We start from the raw sequence: 24,493 nt of genomic DNA on the forward strand, positions 1-24,493 counted from the left end.
CGGGTCAACTCCGGCCGGTCAGATAGGCCAGCACCGCGAGTACCCGGCGGTTGGTCTCCTCGGTCGGCGGCAGGTCGAGCTTGGCGAGGATGTTGCCGACGTGCTTGCCGACGGCCGCCTCGGAGACGACCAGCACCCGGGCGATCGCCGCGTTGGAGCGCCCCTCGGCGACCAGCGCCAGCACCTCCCGCTCCCGGGCGGAGAGCCGGGCCAGCGGGTCGCGCCGCCGACGCAACAGCTGGCGTACCACCTCGGGGTCGACGACGGTGCCGCCGGCCACCACCTGACGGAGCGCGTCGACGAACTCCGCCACGTCGACCACCCGGTCCTTGAGCAGGTAGCCGACCCCGCGACCGCCGCCGGAGTCGAGCAGGTCGGCGGCGTAGCTCTGCTCGACGTACTGGCTCAGCGCCACCACGGCCAGCCCCGGGTGCGCCTGGCGCAGCCGTACCGCCGCCCGCAGCCCCTCGTCGGTGAAGTCCGGCGGCATCCGGATGTCGGTCAGCACCAGCTCCGGGGCGTACGCCCCGACCGCCGCCCCGAGCGCCTCCGCGTCACCGACGGCGGCGACCACCTCGAAGCCGAACCGGCCGAGCAGCCCGGCCAGCCCCTCCCGGAGCAACACGCCGTCCTCGGCGAGGACGACCCGGATCAGCTCTCGGTCGGGCGGCACGGCAACTCCACACGTAACAGGGTCGGCCCGCCGGGCGGACTGGACAGCAGCATTCTCCCGTCGACGCCCGCCACCCGGTCGGCCAACCCGGTCAGCCCGCTGCCCAGCACCGGATCGGCACCACCCCGACCGTCGTCGGCGACCTCGATCGTCAACCGGTCGGCCCGCAGCCGCAGCGAGACCGTCGCCGCCGTCGCCCCCGCGTGCTTGGCGACGTTGGTCAGCGCCTCGGCGACGACGAAGTACGCCGTCCCCTCCACCGGGTTCGGCAACCGGCCCGGCAGCTCCACCTCGACGGTCACCGGGACCGCCGAGGAGTCGGCGAGGTCGCGTACCGCCGCCGGCAGGCCGCGATCGGTGAGCACCTTCGGATGGATGTTCCGGATCAGCTCCCGCAGCTCGGTCATGAAGAGTTTGGCCTGCTCGTGCGCGTCCGCCACCGCCGCCGCCCCCGGCGTGCCGGGCGGGATCTCCAGCCGGGCCAACCCGAGTTGCAGGGTGAGGCTGACCAGCCGCTGCTGTGCCCCGTCGTGCAGGTCGCGTTCGATCCGGCGCCGCTCGGCCTCGAAGGCGTCCACCAGCCGGGCCCGGGACCGGGCCACCTGCACCAGTTCGGTACGCAGCCGTTCCCCGGTACCGCCGCCGAGCAGCACCCGGGCCAGCGCACCCTGACCGGCGGCGAGCAGCGCCAGCGGGTACGGCGAGACGGCCAGCAGGACGAGCCCGAGCAGCGCGTACGGCACCGCCTGCGGGACCGTGTCGACCCTGGCCAACCCGATCGAGATCGGGCCGTCGCCGGTCTGCACCAGCAGCGGGCTGGCGATCAGCACCACGACCAGGAGCAGCAGCACCAGGCCGGTGGCGGAGAGCAGCAGCCCGACCGTGCCGAGCAGCCCGGCGTGCAGCAGTGCCAGCCAGGTGGCCGGCTCGGCGTACCGGGTCAGCAGCCAGGACCACGGGTCGGCGGCCGGGGGAGGACGGTGCCCGGAGCGGACCGGCCGGGTGTCGACGAGGCGCAGCCGGAGTCGCTCCAGCTCGGCCAGCGGCAGCGCCACCAGCGGCCCGAGCCCGGCGACCAGCACCGCACCGAGCAGCGGCAGCAGCACCAGCGTGCCGAGTGGCAGGTCGGTGATCCCGGTACCCCGGCCGAGCAGATAGAGCCAGGGCAGGGCGAGCAGCCCCAGCGGCGCCCCGGCGGCGAGCGCCACCGGTGGGGTGCTGGCCAGGTACGCCAGCGCCCGCCACGGCCAGCCGGTCAGCGGAAACCGGCGTCGCGTCAGCGATTCCAGCAGCGTACGGGGGCTCGGCCGGGGCACGTCACCACGCTAGTGCGCCGGCCCGGGCCCGCCCATGCCGCTGGCGATAGTCCCCGGGTATGCCCAGCCCTACCTCGAATCCGGTGCCTGCTGCCCGTGCCGGCGACCCCGCCCCGGTGGTCTGCTCGACGGGTCGGCGCGGCGGACCGGTGCCGAGGCCCGGCGGTCACGTCCCAGGACTCCGCCGGCTTCCCGGCACCGGCCCGGCGGAACCGACCCGTCCGTCCGCCCGCCCGCCCGTCCAGTGAACAGCCGCGCGAATCCGATCCCCGGAGGCCCCAGTGCACCCCCATCCGACTCCTCCGCACCGCATCCGTTCGACCGGCCCCGGGCTGACCGGCGACCCGGCCAGCGGCCGTGTCGCGGAAGCCGTCGCAGCCAACGGCCGGGCCCGGGTCCGGACCGGGAAGTAGGTGCGGACGTGTTCGAACTGCGCGACATCGTGAAGGTCTACCGGGGCGGCCACCGGGCGGTCGACGGCGTGACGCTGCGACTCGGTGCGGGGGTGTTGGGCCTGCTCGGGCCGAACGGGGCCGGCAAGTCCTCGCTGATCCGGATCGCCGCCACCGTCACCCGGCCGACCAGCGGGCAGGTGCGCTTGGACGGCGCCGACGTGCTGGCCCGGCCGGACCTGCTGCGCCGGGTGCTCGGCTACCTGCCGCAGGACTTCGGGGTCTATCCGCACCTGACCGCCCGGGAGTTCCTCGGGTTCCTCGCCGCCGCCAAGGGGCTGCCGGCCCGGACGGCGCGGGGCCGGATCGACGAACTGCTGGAGCTGGTCAACCTGACCGGTGCCGGCAAGCGCCCGCTGGGCGGCTTCTCCGGCGGCATGCTGCGCCGGGTCGGCATCGCGCAGACCCTGCTGGCCGATCCCCGGGTACTGGTGGTGGACGAGCCGACCGCCGGGCTGGATCCGGAGGAGCGGGTCCGGTTCCGCAACCTGCTCGGCGAGCTGGCCACCGACCGGGTGGTGGTGCTCTCCACGCACATCGTCTCGGACGTCGAGTCGGTGGCCGGGGAGATCGCCGTCGTCGCGCAGGGGCGGATCCGCCGCCGGGGTACCCCGGCGGAGCTGCTCCGGGCGGCCGAGGGCCGGGTGTGGGAGCTGCTCGCCGATCCGGCCGAGGTGCCCCGGCTCCAGGCCGCCGGACATCTGGTCAGCCGGCTCGTCCGGACCCCTTCGGGGGTACGGGTCCGGCTGCTGTCGGCGCAGCCGCCCGGCCCGGACGCCAGCCAGGTCCCGCCCGACCTGGAGGACGCCTACCTGGACGCGATCCACCGGCCGATCCAGTGGCCGGTGCCCCGATGACCGCCCCCGGCACCACGGCACTGCGCGCACCCGTCGCGATCGCCGTCGCCGACTTCCGGGAGCGGGTGCGCCGCCCGGCGTACGCGGTGGTGCTGGCCGCCGCCGTCGGCCTGGGCTACCTGGCGCTGCCGGACCTCGACGACCGCTGGGTGGTGGTCAACGCCGGGGTGTACCGGGGCGTCTACAACAGCGCCTACGTCGGCACCGTGACCGCGCTCGCCGGGGCGCTCTGGCTGACCGTCGCCGGCTTCTACGTGATCCGGGGTGCCGTCGTGCGGGACGAGCGCACCGGGGTCGGGCAACTGCTCGCCGCCACGCCGCTGTCCCGGTGGGGCTACCTGGCCGGCAAGTTCCTGAGCAACCTGCTGGTGCTCGGTTCGATGCTCGGCGTCCTCGCCGGTACGGCCCTGCTGATCCAGCTGGCCCGGGGCGAGGACCGGGCGGTCGACCCGGTCGCGCTGCTGCTGCCGTTCGGCCTGCTCGCCCTGCCGGTGCTGGCGACGACCGCCGCGGTCGCGGTGCTCTTCGAGACCGTACGGCCGCTGCGGGCCGGGTTCGGCAACATCGTCTGGTTCTTCCTGGCGATGGTCGGGACGATCGCGGGGCAGGGGCCGGATGCTCCGCTGGGTGGGCTCGGCGTGCACCAGGTGGCCCGGTCGGTGCGGGACGGCCTGGTCGAGGCGGGGTTGCGACCCGGGGGCGAGTTCAGCCTGGGACTGATGTACCTCGACTCTCCACTTCGGACCTTCGAGTGGTCCGGGCTCGACCCGGACGCCGGGTTCGTCGGCCAGCGGCTGCTGCTCGGCCTGGTCGCGGTCGGGATCGCGGTGTTGCCGGCGCTCTGGTTCGGCCGCTTCGACCCGGCCCGGACCGGCCGGCGCCGGCAACCCGTCCCGTCCGGTCCGGCACCGTTCCCATCCGGTCCGGCACCACTTCCGGTCGGCGGGTGGCCGCCGGCCCGGCCGCGCTTCGTCGACGCCGCGCCCTCCTGGTTGCGCGCCGCCGAGGGGTCCGGAAGTCTGCCGGTACGCCGCCGTGCCGGGCTCCGCGCGGTCGACGGCCTGGGCCGGCTGCTCGGCGGTGAGCTGCGGGTACTGGCCCGTACCGCGTCCCGCTGGTGGTGGCTCGGGACCGGGCTGCTCGCGGTGGCCGGCGCGGTGGCACCGCTGTCGGCGGTACCGGCGGTGGTCCTGCCGATGGCCTGGATCTGGCCGGTACTGCTCTGGTCCCGGCTCGGCGCGCAGAGCCACGAGTACGGCCTGACCGGGCTGCTCGGCGGCTATCCGGCGCCGCGCCGCCGGATGTTGGCCGAGTGGCTCGCCGGGGTGGCCCTGGCCGGGTTGACCGGACTGGTGCCGATGCTCCGGATGCTGCTGGCCCAGGACGCTCCCGGGCTGGCCGCCTGGGTCGCCGGTGCGCTCTTCGTCCCCTCGCTGGCGCTAGCGGCCGGAGTGCTCAGCCGGAGTCACCGCCCCTTCCAGGCCGGCTACCTCGCCCTCTGGTATTCCGCCCTGAACGGGATAGCCGCGCTCGACTTCATGGGCGCGGTACGCGTCGACGGCCGCCCCGCCGGACCGGCACCGCTGCTGGTGGCCGGCGGCGCACTCGCCCTGCTCGGCCTCGCCTTCCTGGCCGGCGCCCTCCGGCACGCCCGCCGCTGAGGAGGGGCCGCAACGCCGGCCGCTGAGGAGGGGCCGCAACGCGGGCCCCTCCGCAGCGGATTGGCAGTCCGGTCAGCCGGAGTGCCGGGTGAGCAGGTCGGCCGCCGCCGCCTCGGCCCGGGACAGCGCCTGGCCGACCCGCTCCGCCCGCCGGCCGCCCGCGTTGGCCAGGTTGCCGGTCCCGCCGGCACCCCCGCCGATCAGCCGGCCCGCCTCCGCGAGCAGGTCCCGGGGCCGGCCGCCCCGGTCCAGCAGCGTCCGGTCCAGCCCGGCGACGAGCTGCGCCCGATCGTCGTCCGCGGTCGCCAACACCACCACCGTCGGGGTGCCGGCCGGACTCCGCGCCAGGACGCCACTGGCCACCGTCCGGAGTTCGGCGGGGGTCAGGTCGTCACGCCGCGCGCTGACCAGCCAACCGGAGCCGACCGCCCGGCGCACCGCGACCAGCGTCCCGGCGATCGAGTCGAGTTCGCCCCGCCGGTACCGGCGCAGCGTCGCCTCGGCCGTGCCGAGCGCGTCGAGCCGCTTGGCGAGGGTACCGAGCAGTTCCTCGGGTCGGGCGCCGACGAGCCGGCCGACCTCGGCCAGCAACCGCCGTTCGGTGTCGGCGTGCCGGAGCGCGTCCCGGCCGGTCAGCGCCTCGATCCGGCGTACGCCGGTGCCGACCGAGGACTCGCCGAGGATGCGTACCGGCCCGGCCTGGGTGCCGTGCCCGACGTGGGTACCCCCGCACAGCTCCCGGGACGCGTCCCCGATGTCGACGACCCGGACCTGCTCGCCGTACCGGTCGCCGAAGAACGCGGTGGCGCCGGCCGCCTCCGCCTCGGCCCGGCTCGCCTGCCAGACCCGCACCTCCGGGTCGGCCAGCAGATAGTCGTCGACCAGCGTGCCGATGGTGTGCAGCGCGGTCTCGTCGACCGGTGCGAAGTGCGCGAAGTCGAACCGGAGCCGGCCGGGCGCGACCAGCGAACCCTGCTGGCGGGCGTGCGGGCCCAGCACCCGGCGCAGCATCGCGTGCAGCACGTGCGTCGCCGAGTGGGAGCGCTCGGTGGCAGCCCGCCGCTCGCCGTCGACCTCCGCCGCGACCGGCCCGCCGGGGCGTACCTCACCGGAGTCGACCCGCCCGTGGTGCGTGTGCAGGCCGTCCAGCCCGTACCGGGTATCGGTGATCTCGACCAGCCCGCCGTCGGCGGTCCGGACCCGTCCCGCGTCGCCGACCTGCCCGCCGGACTCCGGGTAGAACGGGCTGCGCCGGAGCACCAGCTCGACCCGTTCGCCCTCGCCGGCCGACTCGACCGGCCGGCCGTCCCGCAGCACCGCGAGTACCTCGGTCTCGACGTGCCGGTCGGTGTAGCCGACGAAATCGGTCCGGCCGTGCCGGGTCAGCAGCTCCCGGTAGGTCCGGGTCCGGTGCGGCGCCGCCGCGGCGCGGTCCCGGCCGCCGTCGCGGGCCCGTCGACGCTGCTCGTCGAGGAGGGTCCCGTAGCGGTCCCGGTCGACGTCGAGCCCGGCGGCCCGGGCCGCCTCGACGGTGAGGTCGATCGGGAAGCCGTAGGTGTCGTGCAGCTCGAACGCGGTCTCGCCGGAGAGCCGGCCGGAGTTCGTCTCCCGGGCCCGGCCGATCGCCGCGTCGAGCAGCCGGCCACCCTGCCGGAGGGTACCGGTGAACGTCTCCTCCTCGTGCGCGGTGACCGCCTCGACCAGCCCGCGCTGGGCGACGAGTTCGGGCCAGGCGACACCGAGGTTCGCGATCACACTGCCGGTGACCGCGTCCAGCACCGGTTCCTCGATGCCCAGCATCCGGGCGTGCCGGACCGCCCGGCGCATGATCCGGCGCAGTACGTAGCCGCGCCCCTCGTTGCCGGGCAGCACCCCGTCGGCGATCAGGAACGCGGCGGTCCGGGCGTGCTCGGTGAGCACCTGGAACGACACCGACTCCGGGCTGCCGTCCCGGCCGGGGTACGGCCGGCCGGCGAGTTCCGCCACCACCCGCAGGGTCGGGGCGAGCAGGTCGGTCTCGCAGACCGTCTCGACGTCCTGGAGGATCGCGGCGAGCCGGTCCAGGCCCAGCCCGGTGTCGATGTTGCGGCTCGGCAGGTCACCGAGGATCGGGAAGTCCCGCTTGACGCCGCCCGCGCCGCGACGGTGCTGCATGAAGACCAGGTTCCAGAGTTCGACGTACCGTTCGTCGTTGACCGCCGGGCCGCCCTCGGGGCCGAACGCGGGACCCCGGTCGTAGCAGAGTTCCGAGGAGGGGCCGGAGGGTCCCGGTGTCCCCATCGACCAGTAGTTGTCGGCCATGCCGAGGCGCTGGATCCGCCGGTCCGGCACGCCGACCCGGCGCCAGAGGTCGACCGCCTCGTCGTCGTCCGTGAAGACGGTGATCCACAACCGGTTCGGGTCGAGCTGGTAGTGCCGGGTCAGCAGCTCCCAGGCGTACCCGATCGCCTCGGCCTTGAAGTAGTCACCGAAGGAGAAGTTGCCGAGCATCTCGAAGAAGGTGGCGTGCCGGGTGGTCCGGCCGACGTTGTCGATGTCGCTGGTGCGTACGCACTTCTGCACGCTGGTCAGCCGCGGTGCGGGTGGCGTGGACTCGCCGAGGAAGTCCGTCTTGAACTGGTTCATCCCGGCGATGGTGAGCAGCAGCGCCGGATCGTCCGGGATCAGTGGACCGGACGGCACCGGAGTGTGGCCGCGCTCGGTGAAGTAGTCGAGGAAGGTGCGGCGGATGTCTGGAGATCGCATCGGAGTGCCCTGTCGGGGTGGGGTGGCGAACGCGTACCGGAGCCCGGCACGGCGGAGGCCGTACGGGGTCCTCGCGGTGTCCGTCCGGAGGCGTTCGCGCGGAACGTGGCTGGCCGGGGGCCGAAGGGCGTTACGCCGAGCCGGGCCGAGGGGGTCAGGCGAGGACGCTGTCCTCGTTCCCCAGCTCGGCGTGGCTAGCTCGCCGCCCTGCCGCCGCCATCGTCCACTCCGTCCGATCCGTGGCCGGCTGCTCCGGCCACCCCACCGCCGAGGCGACGCCGTGCGTCGTGGCGGCGCGGCCGTGGCGATCAGTCGAGCCTAGCGCGGCTCCGGAGGAACGGCTCGGCGTTATTCCCGTCAAGCTCACCTTGACGACGGGTTGTGTCAAGGCTAGCCTGACAGCATGGATCGATTCCTGGAAACCGCGCTCACCGTGGACATCGCCCCCGCCGTCGTGGCGGCCGCCGACGCTGCCGTGAACGAGGCCAGTCGACAGGCCGACCTGCTGATCGGCGGTCGGCCGGCGCCCGGCAGCCCGGAGTGGGCGGCCGAGCAGGAGGGGACGGCCGGGCGGCAGCGCGAGATCGCGTCCCAGTTGCTGCACTTCCGGATCGTGCTGGCGTCCGGCGTCGACCCGTTCGGCAGCGTCGTCGGGCTGCGCCGCTGGGGGGTGACCTGGGAGCTGATCGCCCGGGCGGCCGGGGTCACCCGGCAGGCGGCTCACGAGCGCTGGGGGCGGCGGGTGCTGGAGACCCTGGACCCGTACGGCACCGGTGAGCTGGGCGGGCCGGTCGCCGACGACGAGGCGGACCTGCGCCGTGAAGGTGGGGGTAGCTAATAACCCCAACGGGGTTATAGTGGGGTCAGTTCCGGTGTCGACAGGAGGAGCCCGAGATGCCGAAGATCAACGTCTACCTGCCCGACGAGCTGGCCGAGGCGGTACGGGTCGCCGGCATTCCGGTCTCGGCGGTCTGCCAGCGCGCACTCGAACAGGCCGTACGCCGGGTGACCGCGATCCGGGAGACCGCCCTCGGCGACCTCGACGACGCCGACCTGGCCGCCCGGCTGCCGAACTTCACTCCCCGGGCCCGCACCGCGGTGCTGCTCGCGGTCGACCGGTCCCGGGAGGAGGGTTCGGCGGTGCTCGGCACCGCCCACCTGCTCGCCGGGATGCTGGCCGAGGGGACCAACCTGGCCCTGCACGTGCTGCGGGTCGAGGAGATCGACCCGGACCGGGTGCTCCAGGATCTCGCCGGGCAACCCGCCGCCGAGCCGGGCGGCGACCCGCACGACGGTCTGCACTTCAGCGGCCCGGCGGCGAACGCCCTGGAACTGGCCGTCACCGAGGCGACCGCGTTCGGCCACAACTACGTCGGCTGCGAACATCTGCTCCTGGGGCTGGTCGCCGAGCCCGACGGAGTCGGCGGGCAACTGCTGCGGTCACTCGGCGCCGAGCTGCGGCTGACCCGCCGGGCCGTGGCGGCGGCGCTGGCCGGCTACGTCCACCTGCGGGCCCAGACCCCGGCACCGGCGGAGCCGCCGTCCGGCAGCGTCCCGCCGTCCCCCGAGGTCGCCGCGCTGCTGGCCGCCGCGGTACGCCGGGAACTCCAGCCGATCGTCGCCCGGCTCGAACGGCTGGAGGAGCGGGCCGGCCGGGCCGACACCGCCGACTGACCGGGCGGGTTCAGATGCGCAGGATCGTGCCGGCGGTCGCCGCGACGGTGACCTTTCTGCTGGTACTCGCGTTGCCGTTGCTGACCGACCTGCCCTAGCGCGGGTCCGCAAGCGGAGAGGATCTTCACGTGCCCGGTCGGGTACTGCTGCTCGCCACCAAGGACACCATCGCCTACTCGACCGGCCCGGGACGGGAGGGCGTCGCCTCCGGGGCCGAGTTGCTCGGCACGATCCCGCCGGAGCGGCTCGCCGCCGAGGTGGTGGTCGAGGACGTGCTCGCCGAGCCGAGCTGGGACACCACCCCCGGCACGATGCTCGGGCTGGCCCGGCGGGTCCGGGCGGCCATTCTGGCCGACGGGTTCGACGGGGTGGTGGTCAGCCACGGCACCGACACCCTGGAGGAGACCGCCTACCTCACCGACCTGCTGGCCGGCCCGGCCGCCGTACGCGGCGCGATCGTCTTCACCGGCGCGCAACGGCAGTTCGACGAACTCTCGCCCGACGGGCCGCGCAACCTGGCGTCGTCCGTCGCCGCCGCGGCCGACCCGCTGCTGCGCCAGGTCGGCGCGGTGGTCTGCGTGGACGACGAACTGCACGCCGCCCGCTGGGCGAGCATGGTCGACGCCAGCACGGTCCGAGGGTTCTCGTCGGCACCGTTCGGGCCGCTCGGCCAGGTGGTCGGGGAGCGGGTCGAGCTGGTCGGCCCGCCGCCGCCCCGGCCGCCGGAGGCGTCCGGCGAACCGGAGTCGGAGGTGGCGCTGCTGAAGACGTACCCGGGAATGGACTCCGGGCTGCTCGCGGCGGTCGTGGACGCGGGCGCCCGGGGCGTGGTGCTGGAGGGGACCGGGCCGGGCAACGTCCCGGCCGGTCTCTTCGCCGCGATCGCCGAGCTGACCGACTGGGACGTCCCGGTGGTGGTCGCCTCCCGGTGCCGGACCCGGACGGTCGACCTGGCCGAGCTGCAGCCACCCGCCGGGCTGGCCGCCCGGGTCGGCGCGATCGGCGCCCGGGGCCTGCCGGCCGGCAAGGCGCGGGCCGCGCTGATGGTGGCCCTCGGCGACGGCGGCGGGGTGGCGGCGGCCCGGAACTGGTTCGACCGGCTGGCCCCGCCGCGCGCCCGGTGAACCGCCGGCGGCCCGGTCACTCCACTTCGGCCGGACGCCTCGACCGCCGCCGGGACGGTGCCGCCGGTCGATGTTCGCGTAGGCTGCGGCGATGACCGGCACCAATCCGCAGGCGGCCCGGAGCGGGCGTGGCCGGGTGCTCACCGTTGCCAAGATCGCCCGGATGGCCGGAGTCTCCGCACCGACGGTGTCCAGGGTCATCAACGGGCAGACCGGAGTGGCGCTGGAGACCCGGAAGCGGGTCGAGGCGATCCTGCGGGAGCACGGCTACCGCCGGCCGGGCGGGTCGACCTCGGTGGCGATCGTGGAGCTGGTCTTCCACGCCCTGGAGAGCCTCTGGGCACTGGAGATCATCCGGGGGGTCGAGAAGGTCGCCCGGGAGCACGACCTGGCCGTCGTGCTCACCGAGATGCAGGGCCGGCTGACCCCGGGGCGCGCCTGGACCGAGCAGGTGCTGACCCGCCGGCCGATCGGGGTGATCGCGGTCTTCTCCGAGCTGACCGTCGCGCAGCAGTCGCAGCTCGCCACCCGGTCGATCCCGCTCGTCGTGCTGGACCCGACGGGGGAGCCGCTGCACCAGACCCCCTCGGTCGGCGCGACGAACTGGAACGGCGGGCTGGCCGCCACCCGGCACCTGCTCGACCTCGGGCACCGGCGGATCGCGATGCTGAGCGGACCACCGGAATGGCCCTGCTGCCGGGCCCGGCTCGACGGATACCGGGCAGCGATGGACGCGGCGGGGGTACCGGTCGATCCCGACCTGGTGCGGATCAGCACCCTCTACGTCGAGGGCGGTCTCGCCGACGGCCGGGAGTTGCTGGCGCTGCCCGACCCGCCCACCGCGATCTTCACCGCCAACGACCTCCAGGCGCTGGGGGTCTACGAGGCGGCCCGCCGGGCCGGGGTACGCATCCCGGACGAGCTGAGCGTGGTGGGCTTCGACGACCTCTCCTTCACCCGCTGGTCCGGACCGCCGATGACGACGATCCGCCAGCCGCTGGAGCAGATGGGGGTGACCGCCGCCCGGATGATCATCGACCTCGCGGCCGGCCACTCCCTGGACCAGCACCGGGTCGAGCTGGCCACCGAACTCGTCGTCCGGGAGAGCACCGCCCCGCCGTCGGGTCGTACCCCCGCCTGAACCTCGCGCCACCCCTGCCGGCCGACCGGTCGGTCCACGCCGCGACATCCCGCCGAACTCATGTCGGTCAATGTCTTGTGTATTGAAACATTCCCATTGATACTTTGGGATGTTTCAAGTGGCAGGACGCTCCGGATCGCCTTCCGTGAACGCGCCTCGCAGGGTGGAGAGAGGATCGGGATGCGACGACTCGTACGCGCGCTCGCCATCGCGACAAGCGCGGTGGTGCTCGGCGCGGGCATGGTGAGCCTGACGGTGGCCACGCCCGCCTCGGCGGCGACGCTGACCGAGGTGACAAACTTCGGCACCAACCCCAGCAACCTGCGGATGCACCTGTACGTGCCGGACCGGCTGGCGGCCCGTCCCGCGATCGTGGTCGCGGTGCACTACTGCACCGGTACCGGGCCCGCGTTCTACTCCGGTACCCAGTTCGCCTCGCTCGCCGACCGCTACGGCTACATCGTCATCTACCCCTCGGCGACCCGCAGCGGCCAGTGCTTCGACGTCTACTCCCCGCAGGCGCTGCGCCGGGACGGCGGCAGCGACCCCGTCTCGATCATGTCGATGGTCCGGTACGTGCAGCAGCGCTACAGCACCGGACAGGTCTTCGCCACCGGTGTCTCCTCCGGCGGCATGATGACCAACGTGCTGCTCGGCAACTATCCGGACGTCTTCACCGCCGGGGCCGCCTTCGCCGGTGTGCCGCACAGCTGCTTCGCCACCACCGGCGGCTCCACCTGGAACAGCGAGTGCGCCAACGGGCAGATCATCCGGACCGCCCAGCAGTGGGGCGACCTGGTCCGGGCCGCGTACCCGGGCTACAGCGGCGCCCGACCCCGGATGCAGTTGTGGCACGGCACCAACGACGAGACGCTGCGCTACGCGAACTTCGGCGAAGAGATCAAGCAGTGGACCAACGTGCACGGGCTGAGCCAGACCCCGACCTTCACCGACACGCCGCAGTCCGGCCACACCCGTACCCGGTACGGCGGCAGCGGCCCGACCGCGCCGGTCGAGGCGATCAGCATGCAGGGGGTGCCGCACAACCTGCCGGTGAACGCGGCCGAGGCGATCCGCTTCTTCGGGCTGGACAGCACCCCGCCACCCACCGCCACGCCGACCCCGACCAGGACCCCGACCGCCGGGCCGACCAACACGCCGCCGCCCACCCAGACGCCGACCCCACCGCCGGCCGGCGACTGCGCGGTCAACTACACGGTGAACGCCTGGAGCGGCGGACTGACCGCCGCGATCACCATCACCAACCGGGGCACCTCGGCCATCAACGGCTGGACGCTCTCCTTCACCCTGCCGGCCGGGCAGACCATCACCTCGGGATGGAACGCCTCCTACAGCCCGAACAGCGGTGCGGTGACCGCCCGCAACGCCGGCTACAACGGCACCATCGCCCCGAACGCGTCGGTCGGGATCGGCTTCCAGGCCAGCCACACCGGCAACACCGGTAGGCCGGCCTCGGTCAGCCTGAACGGAACGGCCTGCACGCTGAGCTGACCGGGTGGCGTACCCGGTCGGCCCCTGTCCGTTATCGAAGCGCGACGGGCCGCGCGAGGGAGGGGCGGGGGGGGGGGGGGGGGCGGGCCCCCCCCCCCCCCGTCCCGTCCACCGAACACCGGTCGAAGGCGTACGGGTCGGTCTCAGTCCGCCTCGGCGGCGCGGCGGGCGCGAGCCCGGCGCTTGCCCTCGTGCATCGCCTGCACCCGGGCGACCGGGATGGTGTGCCCTTCGGCGACCACGTCGGCCGGGAGCCGCTGCGGCTCCGGCATCCGCTCGGTCCACGGGTCGTGCCCGGCCAGCAGGCGCGGCACCGTACGCAGGGTGAAGTCGGCCGGGGTGACCCGGTCCAACTCCTCCCACGGCACCGGAAACGACACCGGCACCCCCGGCCGGAGCCGGGGACTGTACGCCGAGACCACCGTCGCGCCGCCGGACCGGGTCGAGTCGACGAAGACCCGCCCGCCCCGGTCCTCCCGGATGAAGGCCGTGGTCGCCAGCGCCGGATCCAACCGTTCCGCCCGGGCCGCCAGCGCCCGGGTCGCGGCGGCCACGTCCTCGATCGGCGCCTCCGGATCGACCGGTACGAAGACGTGCACCCCCTTCGCCCCGCTGGTCTTCACCACCCCGGACAACCCCGCCTCGTCCAGCACCTGTCGGACCAGGTGGGCGGCGCTCACGACCAGTGGAAACGTGTCCGGGGCGGGCGGGTCGAGGTCCAGCACCAGGTGGGTCGGGCGGTCCCGCCGCCCCGCCGTGACCAGGGTGGGGTGGTATTCCACGGCCCGCTGGTTGCCGAACCACAACAGGGTGCGCCGGTCGTTGCAGAGGGCGTACGACACCTCGCGGCGGGACGCCTCCGCCCACAGCGTCACCGTGGAGACCCACGACGGGGTGTAACGCGGAACGTTCTTCTGCATGAACGGCGGCTGGCCCCGGAGCACCCGGATCACCGAGAGCGGCCGGTCCCGCAGCTGGCCGATCAGCGGGTCGCGCACCTCGTCGAGATAGTCCACCAGGTCCCGCTTGGTGGCGTCCGCCCCGTCGAACAGCGGCTGGTCGAGGTTGGTCAGCGAGACCCCGTCTCGTACCTCGTCGGCTCTGCCCGTCATCGAACCACTGTCCCGAGGTGCCGCCGTACGGTCAACTCGGCCGGGCCGCCACGCACCGGGCCGGGCATCGTGGTCACGGCCGGTTCCGGGCGAGACCCGGTCAGCCGAGGACCAGCCGGACGCTGTGCCCGGACTCGTCCCGCCGGAACGTGACCGTCCCGGTCAGCCCGGTCAACTCGCCGGTCCCGGTCCCCGGCACGATGTTCCCGAAGGTACGCGGAGGGTCCGCGTCCAGGCCGCCGTGCTGGAAGACGACCGTCCCGTGCCGACCGTCGATGCTGCCGGTGAAGCGCTCCGACGCCACGTATCCGCGATTCGCCGCGGTGAGCAGCTCGGCGACGCTGGTCCCCTCGATCACGCCCCGGAAGGACTTCCGCACGGTCACCCTGGCCAGGGTGCCGCCCTCGGCCGGCTCGTCGTAGGGCTGCTCGTCCCATCCGGTCACCTCGAAGTCGGCGGTGAACTCGGTGCCAGGGGCGAGGGTCGCCTCCGTCGGTCGCGTCATGTCGGCATCGTAGGACGGCCCCCCGACAGCGAATCGGAAATCCGCGTCACGGCCGGCGCCGAGAGTTCCTGGTACATCACGTGCAGGCCGACCCGGCCCAGGGTCGGATGGGCGAAGGCGCCCGGCACCGTACCCACCACGGCGAAGCCGAGCCGCCGGTAGAGCGCGACGGCCCGCCGGTTGGACTCGGCCACGGCGTTGAACTGCATGCCGGAGTACCCGTGCCGGCTCGCCCAGTCCAGCGCGTACCGGCACAACGCCGTCCCGACGCCGCGCCCCCGGGCGTCGGCGGCGACCATGAAACTGGCGGTCGAGACGTGGCCGCCCGGACCGGGCCGGTTCGGGCCCATCTTGGCCGTACCGAGCAGCCGGTCCTCCTCGACCGCCACCACGGTCAGCCCCGGCGCCGACTCGACCCAGATGTCGTATCCCTGCTCCGCCGTCATCCGAGGGTCGTAGGTGAACGTCTCCTGGGCCCGTACGACGTCTCGGACGATCGGCCACACCCGAGGCCAGTCGGCCTCGGTGAACTCGCGGATCAGCACGCCGCGACGTTAGTGCCGGGGCCACGGGGCGGACAACCGGGATACGGACCCGGACGGTGCCGTCGGCGCGGCCGGGCCCCGCAGCCCGCAGGCGACGATCCGCTGACGAGTCGGCTCACCGTGGCGTACCGGTGGACTCGGCGACCCGGCCGGTGCCGCTGACCACCCGGTCGATGAAGCCGTATTCCCTGGCCTCGGTCGCGGTGAACCAGCGGTCCCGGTCGGCGTCCTGGACGACCTGGTCGTAGGTCTGCCCGGTGTGCTGGGCGATCATCTCCAGCAGCATCCGCTTGGTGTGCAGCATCTGCTCGGCCTGGATCGCGATGTCGGACGCGCTACCACCCATCCCGCCGGACGGCTGGTGCATGATGATCCGCGCGTGCGGCAGCGCGTACCGCTTGCCGGGCGTCCCCGCGCAGAGCAGGAACTGACCCATCGACCCGGCCATCCCCATCGCCACCGTCGAGACGTCGTTGTCGATGAACTGCATGGTGTCGTAGATCGCCATGCCGGCGTAGACCGACCCGCCCGGCGAGTTGATCCAGAGGTTGATGTCCCGCTCCGCGTCCTCGGCGGCGAGCAGCAGGAGTTGGGCGCAGATCCGGTTGGCCACCTCGTCGGTGACCTCGCTGCCGAGGAAAATGATGCGCTCCCGCAACAGCCGGCTGTAGACCGAGTCGTCGAGGGTGCCGTGCGGCTGTTCCCCGCCGCGAGCCTGTGGGGTGTGCAGGTCAGTCGTGCCAGCAACGTCAGTCATGCCAGCAACCTAGTGACGGCCGCCGGCAAGAATCGACGGCTTACGCTGTCAGCGGAGGTCTTCAGCCATCGGCGGAATCCGCTGGCGGTCCCGCTCCGGGCCGACGGGACACGGGCCGGGTACGTGAGCTTTTCGCGGGTGCCGGAGTGCCGATTTTCGCGGGGTGGCTCGCGCGGGCCGTGGGCCCGGAGGAGGCGCGCCCGGCAGGATTCGAACCTGCGACCAACTGCTTAGAAGGCAGCTGCTCTATCCGCTGAGCTACGGGCGCGGGAACCTGGTCGTGTGCCCCCGCAGGTTACCGTTGCCGGGACAACGCCTCGACGAGGACGTGACGATCTGGCCAGCACATACTAGGTTTCGAAGCGTGCAGTTGACGAGCACAATGTTTCTGCCGCTCCTGGTCTCCACCGAAGACACCAGGTACGGCGAGAACCACCTGCTCGAAGACTTCACCCAGGACCTCGACGTCGGCTATTCGTTCGGACCGCCGTACGGTAATCGCCTGGTCACCTGGGATGACCTTGACGAGCTTGAGATCAGCCAGGCCGAGCTGCGGCAGGTGGCCGTCGACAATCTCTACCGGCTCCTGCCCCGGCTGCGGATCGACGGGCAGCCGCCCGCGCCGATGCTCTCGTTCGGCGGACTGGAATCCACGGTGCTGCTCGCCGCCGAGGTCTGGGAGGACCTTGAGCGCTCCGTGCCGGGGGAGCTGGTCGTCGGCGTGCCGGCCCGGGACGTGGTGATAGTCACTGGTACGGCGTCCCGGCCGGGCATGGAGAAGGTACGGCGGGCGGTGGACCGGATCTTCTTCGCGGGCGACCAGAACCTGCTCAGTCGCGAGCTGCTGGTGTGGCGGCAGGGCGGCTGGTCGCCGTACCGGACGACGCCGGAGCCGGAGCCGCAGCCGGACCGGTGGGAGGAGCCGGCTCCGGAGCCGGATCGCCGGCCGGGCCCTGAGCGGGACCGTGACCTTCGGCCGGGACCGGAGCGGTCCCGGGGGGCGCGCCGGGAGGACCCGGAGCGGTTCCGGGAGCCGGCGCGGTTCCGGGAGCCGGGGCCGGAGTCGCAGTCGTTCCGGGAGGCGGAGCCGTTCCGGGAGGCGGGGCGCTGGCGGGGCGGTGCCCCGGGACCGGCGCCCGAACCTGAGACCGAACCGGAGCCGGACCGGTGGCGGAGTGCGCGTCGAGCGGAGGAGCCGGGTCCGGCTCCGGGGCGGCGGCGAGCCGACTCTCGGCCGGGGCCGGAGTCCGGCCCTGAGCCGGATCGGTGGCGGGACGACGATCCCCGGCCGGCGTCCGGGGCGCCTCGGGCTCGGTGGCACGGTGGCCCTCCGGAGCCTGATCGGGAACAGGAGACGGAACCCGAGCCCGAACGGGGTCGGTGGCGGGCCGCCTCGGGGTCGGAGCCGGGTCCGTACCGGGTGCCCCGGCAGCGCTCGTCGGGGGACGGCGGGACGACGGACTGGCCGGAGCGGCCGCCGGTGCGGGGCTCGAAACGACGTAAGCCGAGGCCCAGCGGGCCAACTCGGTGAAGACCCGCTGACGCACCGCCGGCCCGGAGAGGGTGAGGTCGTGCAGGGCGCCGTCGAACCGGATCAGTGTCACGTGCCGGCCCAGCTTCGGCGCCCACCGGGCGATGTGCTCGACGTCGAGTACGGCGTCCGACCCGGTGGCGGAGTCGTGCCAGGTCCGGCCCCGGAAGCTGCGCTCCGAGATGCTCACCAGAACCGGTACCGGGATCTCCAGCCCGGCTCGCAGTTGCCGCTGCGCCCGCCGGATCGCGGCGAGCCAGCCGACCCGGACCGGGAAACCGTCGACCGGTTTCCAGGTGAGGTCGTAGCTCCATTCGCCCCGGTGCTCGGCGTGCAGGCTGTGGCCGTACACGGCGGAGAGCCGGCGGGGGACGGTCCGGTACGGCATCCGGTGGCTGACCCGGGCGAGCATCGCCAGGGCCGGCCGGCGGACCAGCCAGGGCAGGTTGAGGTCGAAGAACGGACTGTTCAGGAAGAGCCCGTCGACGATTCCGTCGGTTCTGCGCTGGTGTGCCCAGAGCGCGGTGATCAGGCCGCCGGTCGAGTGTCCGTTGACCAGCAACGTCCGGCTGCCGTCCGTCTCGCGGATGATCCGGGCCGCCGCGTCGAGTTCCGGGAAGTACTCCGTGACGTCGTGGCAGAAGTTCGGCGTCTGGTGCGGCAGCAGGCTGCGTCCGTGCTTGCGTAGGTCGAGCGCGTAGAAGTGCCAGCCCTGCTCGACGAAGAAGTCCGCCAGGTGGGTCTGGAAAAAGTAGTCGACGAAGCCGTGCACGTAGAGCACGGCCCGATCACTCGGCCGGTTGGCCCGGCGTCGGACCAGGGTGGCCAGCACCGGTCCCTCCGCGTCGTGGCCGAGGTCGATCGTCTGCCGCTCGTAGGGCGGTCCGAGCAGGTCCGGTTCCACGTCGCCGACGCTACTCGGCAATACCAGATCGGTCCTTGATCAGGGCTTTTTCCACAGGGCGCCGGGTTGTCCACAGGTGTGCCGGCCCACGCTGGCGGCTTGACGGGTATGGGGCGAGGCTGTCGGTCGAGTCGGCTCGGACGGGAACAACTGGATCCCTGTGGAGGGACGATGTTCGACACATACGTAACAGTTGTCGGCAATGTGCTGACGGCTCCGGAATGGCGGCGTACCACCCAGAGCGGCACGCTGGTGGCCAACTTCAAGGTGGCCTCGACCGCCCGTCGCCTCGACCGGGAGAGCGGCCGGTGGGTCGACGGCAACAGCCTGCGGGTCAGGGTGAACTGCTGGCGGAAGCTGGCCGAGGGCGTTGCCTCCTCGGTGATGGTCGGCGACCCGGTCGTCGTGGTCGGCCGGCTGTACACGCGGGACTGGACCGACGACGCGGGCAACCACCGAACGATGTACGAGTTGGAGGCGGTGGCCGTCGGCCACGACCTGGCCCGGGGAAGAGGGCGGTTCGCCCGTAACCGACCCTCGATGGCGACCTCCTCGATGGAGGAGGCCGAGGCCGAGACCCGGGTGCACGGCGAGACCACCGAATCGGTCTCGCCCGACGAAGCGCCGGTACTCCCCGACGAGCGCCCGTTCGACGACGACGGCGACTATCGGGGTCTGCCGGTTCCGTCGGGTCAGGGCTTCGATCCGCTGCACCTCTCCGCCGATCTCGACGGACGTGCCGATCTTGACGGGCGGATCGATTTCGACGGGCTGCCCGATGGTGAGGTGACCGGCCCGGGCGAGGCGATCACCTCCTCGACCGGCACGGGCTACCGTCCGCCGGTCGATGCCGACGGGCTGGGCGGCATCGACGCGGTCGATCTGGGGGGTGACGAGGTCGGGACCGGCACCAACGGTGCGGACGAGGACGAGCAGGAGTTCGGGGACGGGCCCGACGTCGACACCACGGACCTCGGCAAGACCGGCGGCACCGGTCGTGGCCGACGTGGTCGTGGCCGAATGCCGGTATCCGTCTGAACCCAGCACACATCCGGTCCAGGCGCTCCGGTCGGAAAGGGGTCCGGCCGCACAATGCCTGGTCCGGCGGTCCGGCCCGATAGTTGGCCGGACAGCGGGTCGCCCGGACAGACGCGGTGGTCGCCTCCGCACCGCCGTCCGGGCCGGCCGAGGGTGGGGAGGTCGGTCGCGGCACTGGCCGATCTCCCCACCCGAAACGCGAGGCGGCGGCCGGAATGCACCGTCGTCAGGGCGTGCCGCGAACGCAGATCACGGACGCTTCATGGGCTGGCCAAGCTCGGCCCTCACCCGTGACCGGTTCTCGACATCTTTCCGAGATTCCTGTTCCCGGCGAGGCGACGGCACCGGACTCGGCTGGCCCTGCGCGCTCACCGGCTCGGTCCACACCGACTCAGCTCCGGCAGCCGCCCCGGCCGGCTCCGCCCCGGCTGGTCCGGAAACGGTGTCCGGAGCCGCCGCACCGGATTGGTCGGGCTGCCGCTGCCGCTGCCGTACGACGTCGGGCGGCAGCGGTGCGGTTCGGGGCCGGCGCCGGGGATTGAGCAGCCGCATCATCGGCGTCTCGACGAACCGGAAGAGCGACCAGGCGGCGACCAGGCTCACCACCAGCAGAGCGAGCGCGACGGCCGGCCCCTGCCAGCCCGGGAACCCGCCGCTGTGCCCGGCGAAACGGAAGACGGCCTTGATCAGGAACACGTGGACCAGATAGAACGCGAACGACACCTCGCCGAGCCAGACCAGGGGTCGGGACCGCCACGGGGACCAGCGACCGGTGGTGTCCGCCCGGGCCGCACTCGCGATCACCAGGACGTAACCGAAGGCCAGCACCGTGGTCCAGAGCTCGGCGCGGATCCACTCCATCGACGCCACCCAGATCGCGACGAAGAGCCCGGTGGAGACGAGCAGACCGGGCCCTCGCCACTTCCCCCGCAGCATGAGTTCGGCGGCGGCGACGCCCATCCAGAACTCGAAGGAGCGTACGACCGGGAAGATCTGCGTGAACCACCAGCGGGCGGTCTCCGGCAGCAGTTGCTGGCCCGGCCACATCAGCAGGATGAGCAGCGGCATGGCGACGAGGACGGCGTAGAGCTGCCACGCCCGCATCCGGCGGATCAGCGGGAGCACGAACGGCAGCGAGAAATAGAAGAACATTTCGCAGGCGAGCGACCAACTGACGTTGTTGACGCTGTAGAAATAGCCGTCGACCGGGATCCAGGCCTGCACCAGGAAGAGGTTCGCCAGCGCCGCCTTCACGTTGACGGCGTCGGCCCAGTAGAACCCGAGTGCGACGACCACGGCCCAGGTGACGAGGTGGTTCGGATAGATCTTCGCGGCCCTGCGCCGCCAGAACGCACGCTTCGTGTCGCCGGGCCGGGCGGACCAGACCAGCACGAAGCCGCTGAGGATGAAGAAGAACTGCACCCCGGAGAGGCCGAGCGTGAAGACCCAGTCGACGATCTGGCGATAGTCGGGCTCGGCGACGATCTGCATGGTGCCGATGTGAAAACCGAAGACCAGCATCGCGGCGACCCACCGCAATCCGGTCAGGGACGGCAGCCGGTGCAGCCCGGCGTCGGCGCCCCCTCGTACCGCGGGGCCGGCGCCCGACAGCCTGCCGGCGTCCAGCCTCGTCCCGTCCTCCGCTCCGGCGCCCGCCCCCCGAGCGTCAGCCGTCGATCGACCGGTGGCCACCTCGGTGACGGGCGTCACACCGGTCATCGGACCTCCTCGATGGGCACCTCGATGGCCAGCACTGACGCCTCCCGTCGACAGGATTGCCGGGATGTCAGGTGGTGGAGTGCTTCCCGGCCCCGTACCCCCGCTGTCGCGGGTCCGCCCGCGACCCTATCCGGTGCCGGAGTGACCCGCCGCCGGTGCGGGCGGCGCCCGACCTGCCGTACGACGGAGACCCTGGTCAGCGAGGTGTCGATCGGCCTCCGGACGGCCGGGCTAGGCTCCGGCGGGGGAGGTGGTCGCAGTGCGGCCAGATAGCAGGTCGTCCGGAACCGACAGCGGGTTGCCCGGAACCGACAGCGGGTCGTCCGGAACCGCCGACGGGGCGGGCTTGCGCGGCAGGATGTGGCCCGCCGGAGCGGGCCGGACCGGCAGGCGGGGCACGGCGCCGGGGTGGCTGGGCAGCGGTGCGGCGAACGCCGTCGGGCTGGCCGCCGGTTATGCACTCGACGCGCTGCTCGGTGACCCCCGCCGGGGGCATCCGGTCGCCGGCTTCGGGCAGTTCGCGGCTGCGCTCGAACGGCGCTTGTACCAGCCCCGGCGTACGTCGGGGGCCGGGTTCGCGGCGTTGGCGGTCGGCGTACCAGTGGTGCTCGGCGGAGCGGCGGCGGTCGCCACCCGACATCGGCCGCTGGCCCGCGCGGCGCTGGTCGCCGCCGCCACCTGGATGGTGCTCGGCGGGCGGACGCTGCGGCGGGAGGCCACGGTCATGAGCCAGGCGCTCAGCCGGGCGGACCTGCCGGCGGCGCGGCAACGGCTGGGCCATCTCTGCGGACGCGATCCGGCCGCGCTGGACGAGGCCGAACTCGCCAGGGCCACCGTGGAGTCGGTGGCGGAGAACACCTCCGACGCGGTGGTCGCGCCACTGGTCTGGGGTGCGGTGGCGGGACTGCCCGGTCTGCTCGGCTACCGGGCGGTGAACACCCTCGACGCGATGGTCGGGCACCGGTCCGAGCGGTACGCCCATTTCGGCACCGCCGCCGCCCGCCTCGACGACCTGCTCAACCTGGTGCCCTCCCGGCTGACCGGGCTGCTCACCATCGGCGCCGCCCCGCTGGTCAGGGGAGACCGGACCCGCGCCTGGCACGTCTGGCGGCGCGACCGGGCGGACCATCCCAGTCCGAACGCCGGACAGTGCGAGGCGGCGATGGCGGGTGCGCTGGGCGTCCGGCTGGGCGGCCGTAACGTCTACTTCGGACGTTCCGAGGTCCGGCCCTTCCTCGGCGACGGGCCTCGGCCGGAGGCGCGGCACATCGATCGGGCCGCCCGGCTCTCCGGCGCGGTCGGGCTCGCCGCACTGGGCGTGACGGTGGCGTACGCGGCGACCAGCCGGCCGCGTCGGGTCACGACCGGTTGGCTGACCCGACGGTTGACCCGACTCGGCGCCCGGTCCGAGATGGAGCCGTCGTCCGCGAAGCCGCTCCGCCCGGCAGGACGGAGGTCCCGGTGAGCCCTGCGGGTGCGCCGGCTCCTGCTGGCCCAACCGGCCCTGCCGGCCCCGTCGTCAGCCCGGCCACCTCGGCACGCCCGGCGAACGGGGCACGCCCGGTCGGGTCGGCACGCCCGGCGAACGCGGCAAGCTCGGCGAGGCCAGCCGGGTCGGCGAGAGCGGCGAGCGGTGGACTACTGGTCGCCGGCACCACCTCGGACGCCGGTAAGAGCGTGCTCACCGCCGGTATCTGCCGCTGGCTGCACCGCCAGGGGGTCCGGGTGGCGCCGTTCAAGGCACAGAACATGTCCAACAACTCGGCCGTGGTGATCGGGCCGGACGGGCGGGGCGGGGAGATCGGCCGGGCCCAGGCCATGCAGGCCGCCGCCTGCGGAGTCTCGCCCGACCTGCGGTTCAACCCGGTACTGCTCAAGCCCGGTAGTGACCGGTCGAGCCAGGTGGTGCTGCTCGGCCGGGCGGTGGACACCGTCACCGCCGGCAACTTCCGTACGCTCCGTCCCCGGCTGGCGACGGCCGCCTTTGAGGCGCTCGCCGAACTGCGCGGCGAGTACGACGTGGTGGTCTGCGAGGGTGCGGGCAGCCCCACGGAGATCAACCTTCGGGACACCGACTACGCCAACATGGGCCTGGCCCGGCACGCCCGGCTGCCCACGATCGTGGTCGGCGACATCGACCGAGGTGGCGTCTTCGCGTCGATGTTCGGCACCGTGGCCCTGCTGGACGCCGCCGACCAGGAACTCGTCGCCGGCTTCGTGGTCAACAAGTTCCGGGGCGACCTGGACCTGCTCCGTCCCGGCCTCGACATGCTGACCCGGCTCACCGGACGGCCGACGTACGGGGTGCTGCCGTGGCACGTCGACCTGTGGCTGGACGCCGAGGACTCGCTCGCCTACGGGCGGGTGCTCGGCCGACCGGCGCCGCCGAAGGGCGGTGAGTGGCTGGACGTGGCGGTGGTCCGGCTGCCCCGGGTCTCCAACGCCACCGACGTGGAGGCGCTCGCCACCGAGCCGGGGGTACGGGTCCGGCTGACCGTCGAGCCGGCCGAGGTGGCCGCCGCCGATCTCGTCGTACTGCCCGGCACGAAGTCGACCGTGGCCGACCTGGACTGGCTGCGCCGTAGCGGGCTGGCCGACGTGCTGCACGCACATGTGGCCGCCGGACGACCGCTGCTCGGGATCTGCGGCGGTTTCCAGATGCTCGCCCGCAGCATCGACGACGAGGTGGAGAGCGGACGTGGCCGGGTCGCCGGCCTCGGCCTGCTGCCCATCGAGATCACCTTCGACGCCGCCAAGACCGTGACGCGGTCGGCGGGTACGGCGTTCGGATCGGTCCCGGTCCAGGGCTACGAGATCCACCACGGGTACGTCTCCAATGCCGACCCGGCACCGTCGCCGCTGATCCGCTATTCGGACGGCCGACCGGAGGGAGCCGCGCTCGGGCACCTCTTCGGCACCCACTGGCACGGCGCCTTCACCTCGGACGGGTTTCGTCGGCGCTTCCTCACCGAAGCGGCCCGACTGGCCGGCCGGCACGGCTTCCAGGTCGCCCCGGACACCTCGTTCGCGGCGGCCCGGGAACGCACCCTGGACCTCCTCGGCGACCTGGTGGAGGAGCACCTCGACACCACCGCCCTGTGGCGGCTCGTCGAGCAGGGGCCACCGGCCGGGCTACCGTTCGTCCCCCCGGGCGCGCCCCCGGCCCCCGCCCCGACCCCGCGGGTTCCGACGAGATAGTCCCCTCGTCGACAGGTGGCCCGGGCGTC

The 24,493-nt window shown here is 73.3% G+C and carries 18 protein-coding genes, 1 tRNA gene and 1 pseudogene; 10 read left to right on the forward strand and 10 right to left on the reverse strand.

All coding sequences use genetic code 11. The features are described from left to right. Positions 1-4: 4 nt before the first annotated feature. Positions 5-673, reverse strand: a complete 669-nt coding sequence (locus V1634_RS05275; protein ID WP_456238611.1) for a response regulator transcription factor — start codon at positions 671-673, stop codon at positions 5-7. After that, positions 652-1,989 (reverse strand): sensor histidine kinase, encoded by a 1,338-nt coding sequence (locus V1634_RS05280; protein WP_331206600.1) that lies wholly within the window; start codon positions 1,987-1,989, stop codon positions 652-654. Before V1634_RS05280 ends, V1634_RS05275 begins: the two co-directional genes overlap by 22 nt. A gap of 421 nt (positions 1,990-2,410) precedes the next feature. Here V1634_RS05280 and V1634_RS05285 point away from each other — a divergent pair, with 421 nt between their 5' ends. Next, the gene (locus V1634_RS05285) at positions 2,411-3,298 is read left to right on the forward strand and encodes an ABC transporter ATP-binding protein (RefSeq protein WP_331206601.1); all 888 of its coding nucleotides are present in this window, start codon (positions 2,411-2,413) and stop codon (positions 3,296-3,298) included. Then, positions 3,295-4,959: a hypothetical protein gene (locus V1634_RS05290; protein ID WP_331206602.1), complete on the forward strand. Its 1,665-nt coding sequence runs from the start codon at positions 3,295-3,297 to the stop codon at positions 4,957-4,959. The genes V1634_RS05285 and V1634_RS05290 overlap by 4 nt, the downstream gene beginning before the upstream one ends. 72 nt (positions 4,960-5,031) lie before the next feature. Here the strand turns inward: V1634_RS05290 and alaS are convergent, their stop codons facing one another. Next, positions 5,032-7,704 (reverse strand): alanine--tRNA ligase, encoded by a 2,673-nt coding sequence (gene alaS, locus V1634_RS05295; protein WP_331206603.1) that lies wholly within the window; start codon positions 7,702-7,704, stop codon positions 5,032-5,034. A 403-nt stretch (positions 7,705-8,107) separates the two neighbouring features. On the opposite strand from alaS, the gene V1634_RS05300 reads away from it, so the two are divergent. The 5 genes from V1634_RS05300 to V1634_RS05320 all read left to right on the forward strand — a co-directional run bounded on the left by V1634_RS05300 (position 8,108) and on the right by V1634_RS05320 (position 13,155). Next, a complete protein-coding gene (locus V1634_RS05300; RefSeq protein ID WP_331206604.1) occupies positions 8,108-8,542 on the forward strand; it encodes a hypothetical protein in 435 nt (144 codons plus the stop codon). A 56-nt stretch (positions 8,543-8,598) separates the two neighbouring features. Next, on the forward strand, positions 8,599-9,378 hold the full coding sequence (locus V1634_RS05305; protein ID WP_331206605.1) for a Clp protease N-terminal domain-containing protein: 780 nt from the start codon (positions 8,599-8,601) through the stop codon (positions 9,376-9,378). A 128-nt stretch (positions 9,379-9,506) separates the two neighbouring features. Continuing rightward, positions 9,507-10,502 carry an asparaginase gene (locus V1634_RS05310; RefSeq protein ID WP_331206606.1) on the forward strand — a complete coding sequence of 332 codons (996 nt, stop codon included), beginning with the start codon at positions 9,507-9,509 and terminating at the stop codon, positions 10,500-10,502. A 91-nt stretch (positions 10,503-10,593) separates the two neighbouring features. After that, a complete protein-coding gene (locus tag V1634_RS05315; RefSeq protein WP_331206607.1) occupies positions 10,594-11,643 on the forward strand; it encodes a LacI family DNA-binding transcriptional regulator in 1,050 nt (349 codons plus the stop codon). A 180-nt stretch (positions 11,644-11,823) separates the two neighbouring features. Then, positions 11,824-13,155 carry an extracellular catalytic domain type 1 short-chain-length polyhydroxyalkanoate depolymerase gene (locus V1634_RS05320; protein ID WP_331206608.1) on the forward strand — a complete coding sequence of 444 codons (1,332 nt, stop codon included), beginning with the start codon at positions 11,824-11,826 and terminating at the stop codon, positions 13,153-13,155. A 143-nt stretch (positions 13,156-13,298) separates the two neighbouring features. On the opposite strand, the gene V1634_RS05325 is transcribed toward V1634_RS05320, so the two are convergent. The 6 genes and pseudogenes from V1634_RS05325 to V1634_RS05350 all read right to left on the reverse strand — a co-directional run. After that, positions 13,299-14,267: a DNA polymerase domain-containing protein gene (locus tag V1634_RS05325; RefSeq protein WP_331206609.1), complete on the reverse strand. Its 969-nt coding sequence runs from the start codon at positions 14,265-14,267 to the stop codon at positions 13,299-13,301. Positions 14,268-14,367: 100 nt separating this feature from the next. Further along, a complete protein-coding gene (locus V1634_RS05330) occupies positions 14,368-14,772 on the reverse strand; it encodes a DUF3224 domain-containing protein (protein WP_331206610.1) in 405 nt (134 codons plus the stop codon). Next, on the reverse strand, positions 14,769-15,317 hold the full coding sequence (locus V1634_RS05335) for a GNAT family N-acetyltransferase (protein WP_331206611.1): 549 nt from the start codon (positions 15,315-15,317) through the stop codon (positions 14,769-14,771). The genes V1634_RS05330 and V1634_RS05335 overlap by 4 nt, the downstream gene beginning before the upstream one ends. A 115-nt stretch (positions 15,318-15,432) precedes the next feature. Further along, positions 15,433-16,074 (reverse strand): ClpP family protease, encoded by a 642-nt coding sequence (locus V1634_RS05340; RefSeq protein ID WP_331206612.1) that lies wholly within the window; start codon positions 16,072-16,074, stop codon positions 15,433-15,435. A 195-nt stretch (positions 16,075-16,269) separates the two neighbouring features. Continuing rightward, positions 16,270-16,342, reverse strand: a tRNA-Arg gene (locus tag V1634_RS05345). Between the two features lie 1,150 nt (positions 16,343-17,492). After that, a pseudogene (locus V1634_RS05350) lies at positions 17,493-18,509 on the reverse strand (alpha/beta hydrolase); the annotation flags it as partial. 171 nt (positions 18,510-18,680) lie between these two features. Between V1634_RS05350 and ssb the strand changes: the two are divergent. After that, positions 18,681-19,547 (forward strand): single-stranded DNA-binding protein, encoded by an 867-nt coding sequence (gene ssb, locus V1634_RS05355; protein ID WP_331206613.1) that lies wholly within the window; start codon positions 18,681-18,683, stop codon positions 19,545-19,547. A 249-nt stretch (positions 19,548-19,796) separates the two neighbouring features. On the opposite strand, the gene V1634_RS05360 is transcribed toward ssb, so the two are convergent. Continuing rightward, on the reverse strand, positions 19,797-21,266 hold the full coding sequence (locus V1634_RS05360) for an acyltransferase family protein (protein ID WP_331206614.1): 1,470 nt from the start codon (positions 21,264-21,266) through the stop codon (positions 19,797-19,799). A gap of 346 nt (positions 21,267-21,612) precedes the next feature. On the opposite strand from V1634_RS05360, the gene V1634_RS05365 reads away from it, so the two are divergent. Both V1634_RS05365 and V1634_RS05370 read left to right on the forward strand, forming a co-directional pair. Then, entirely contained in the window at positions 21,613-22,731 is a 1,119-nt protein-coding gene (locus V1634_RS05365) for a cobalamin biosynthesis protein (protein ID WP_331206615.1), read from the forward strand. A gap of 176 nt (positions 22,732-22,907) precedes the next feature. Continuing rightward, complete coding sequence (locus V1634_RS05370; protein ID WP_331206762.1) at positions 22,908-24,464, forward strand: cobyric acid synthase; 1,557 nt, start codon at positions 22,908-22,910, stop codon at positions 24,462-24,464. Positions 24,465-24,493 lie beyond the last annotated feature (29 nt).

Source organism: Plantactinospora veratri (assembly GCF_036421995.1).
Lineage (GTDB): Bacteria > Actinomycetota > Actinomycetes > Mycobacteriales > Micromonosporaceae > Plantactinospora > Plantactinospora veratri.

What these genes read in the sequence shown, in the direction of transcription:
- V1634_RS05315 (WP_331206607.1), top strand. Translation starts at nt 10,594, where the DNA reads ATGACCGGCACCAATCCGCAGGCGGCCCGGAGCGGGCGTGGCCGGGTG.
- alaS (WP_331206603.1), bottom strand. Translation starts at nt 7,704, where the DNA reads ATGCGATCTCCAGACATCCGCCGCACCTTCCTCGACTACTTCACCGAG.
- V1634_RS05360 (WP_331206614.1), bottom strand. Translation starts at nt 21,266, where the DNA reads ATGACCGGTGTGACGCCCGTCACCGAGGTGGCCACCGGTCGATCGACG.
- V1634_RS05340 (WP_331206612.1), bottom strand. Translation starts at nt 16,074, where the DNA reads ATGACTGACGTTGCTGGCACGACTGACCTGCACACCCCACAGGCTCGC.
- V1634_RS05320 (WP_331206608.1), top strand. Translation starts at nt 11,824, where the DNA reads ATGCGACGACTCGTACGCGCGCTCGCCATCGCGACAAGCGCGGTGGTG.
- V1634_RS05305 (WP_331206605.1), top strand. Translation starts at nt 8,599, where the DNA reads ATGCCGAAGATCAACGTCTACCTGCCCGACGAGCTGGCCGAGGCGGTA.
- V1634_RS05325 (WP_331206609.1), bottom strand. Translation starts at nt 14,267, where the DNA reads ATGACGGGCAGAGCCGACGAGGTACGAGACGGGGTCTCGCTGACCAAC.
- V1634_RS05290 (WP_331206602.1), top strand. Translation starts at nt 3,295, where the DNA reads ATGACCGCCCCCGGCACCACGGCACTGCGCGCACCCGTCGCGATCGCC.
- V1634_RS05330 (WP_331206610.1), bottom strand. Translation starts at nt 14,772, where the DNA reads ATGACGCGACCGACGGAGGCGACCCTCGCCCCTGGCACCGAGTTCACC.
- V1634_RS05300 (WP_331206604.1), top strand. Translation starts at nt 8,108, where the DNA reads ATGGATCGATTCCTGGAAACCGCGCTCACCGTGGACATCGCCCCCGCC.
- ssb (WP_331206613.1), top strand. Translation starts at nt 18,681, where the DNA reads ATGTTCGACACATACGTAACAGTTGTCGGCAATGTGCTGACGGCTCCG.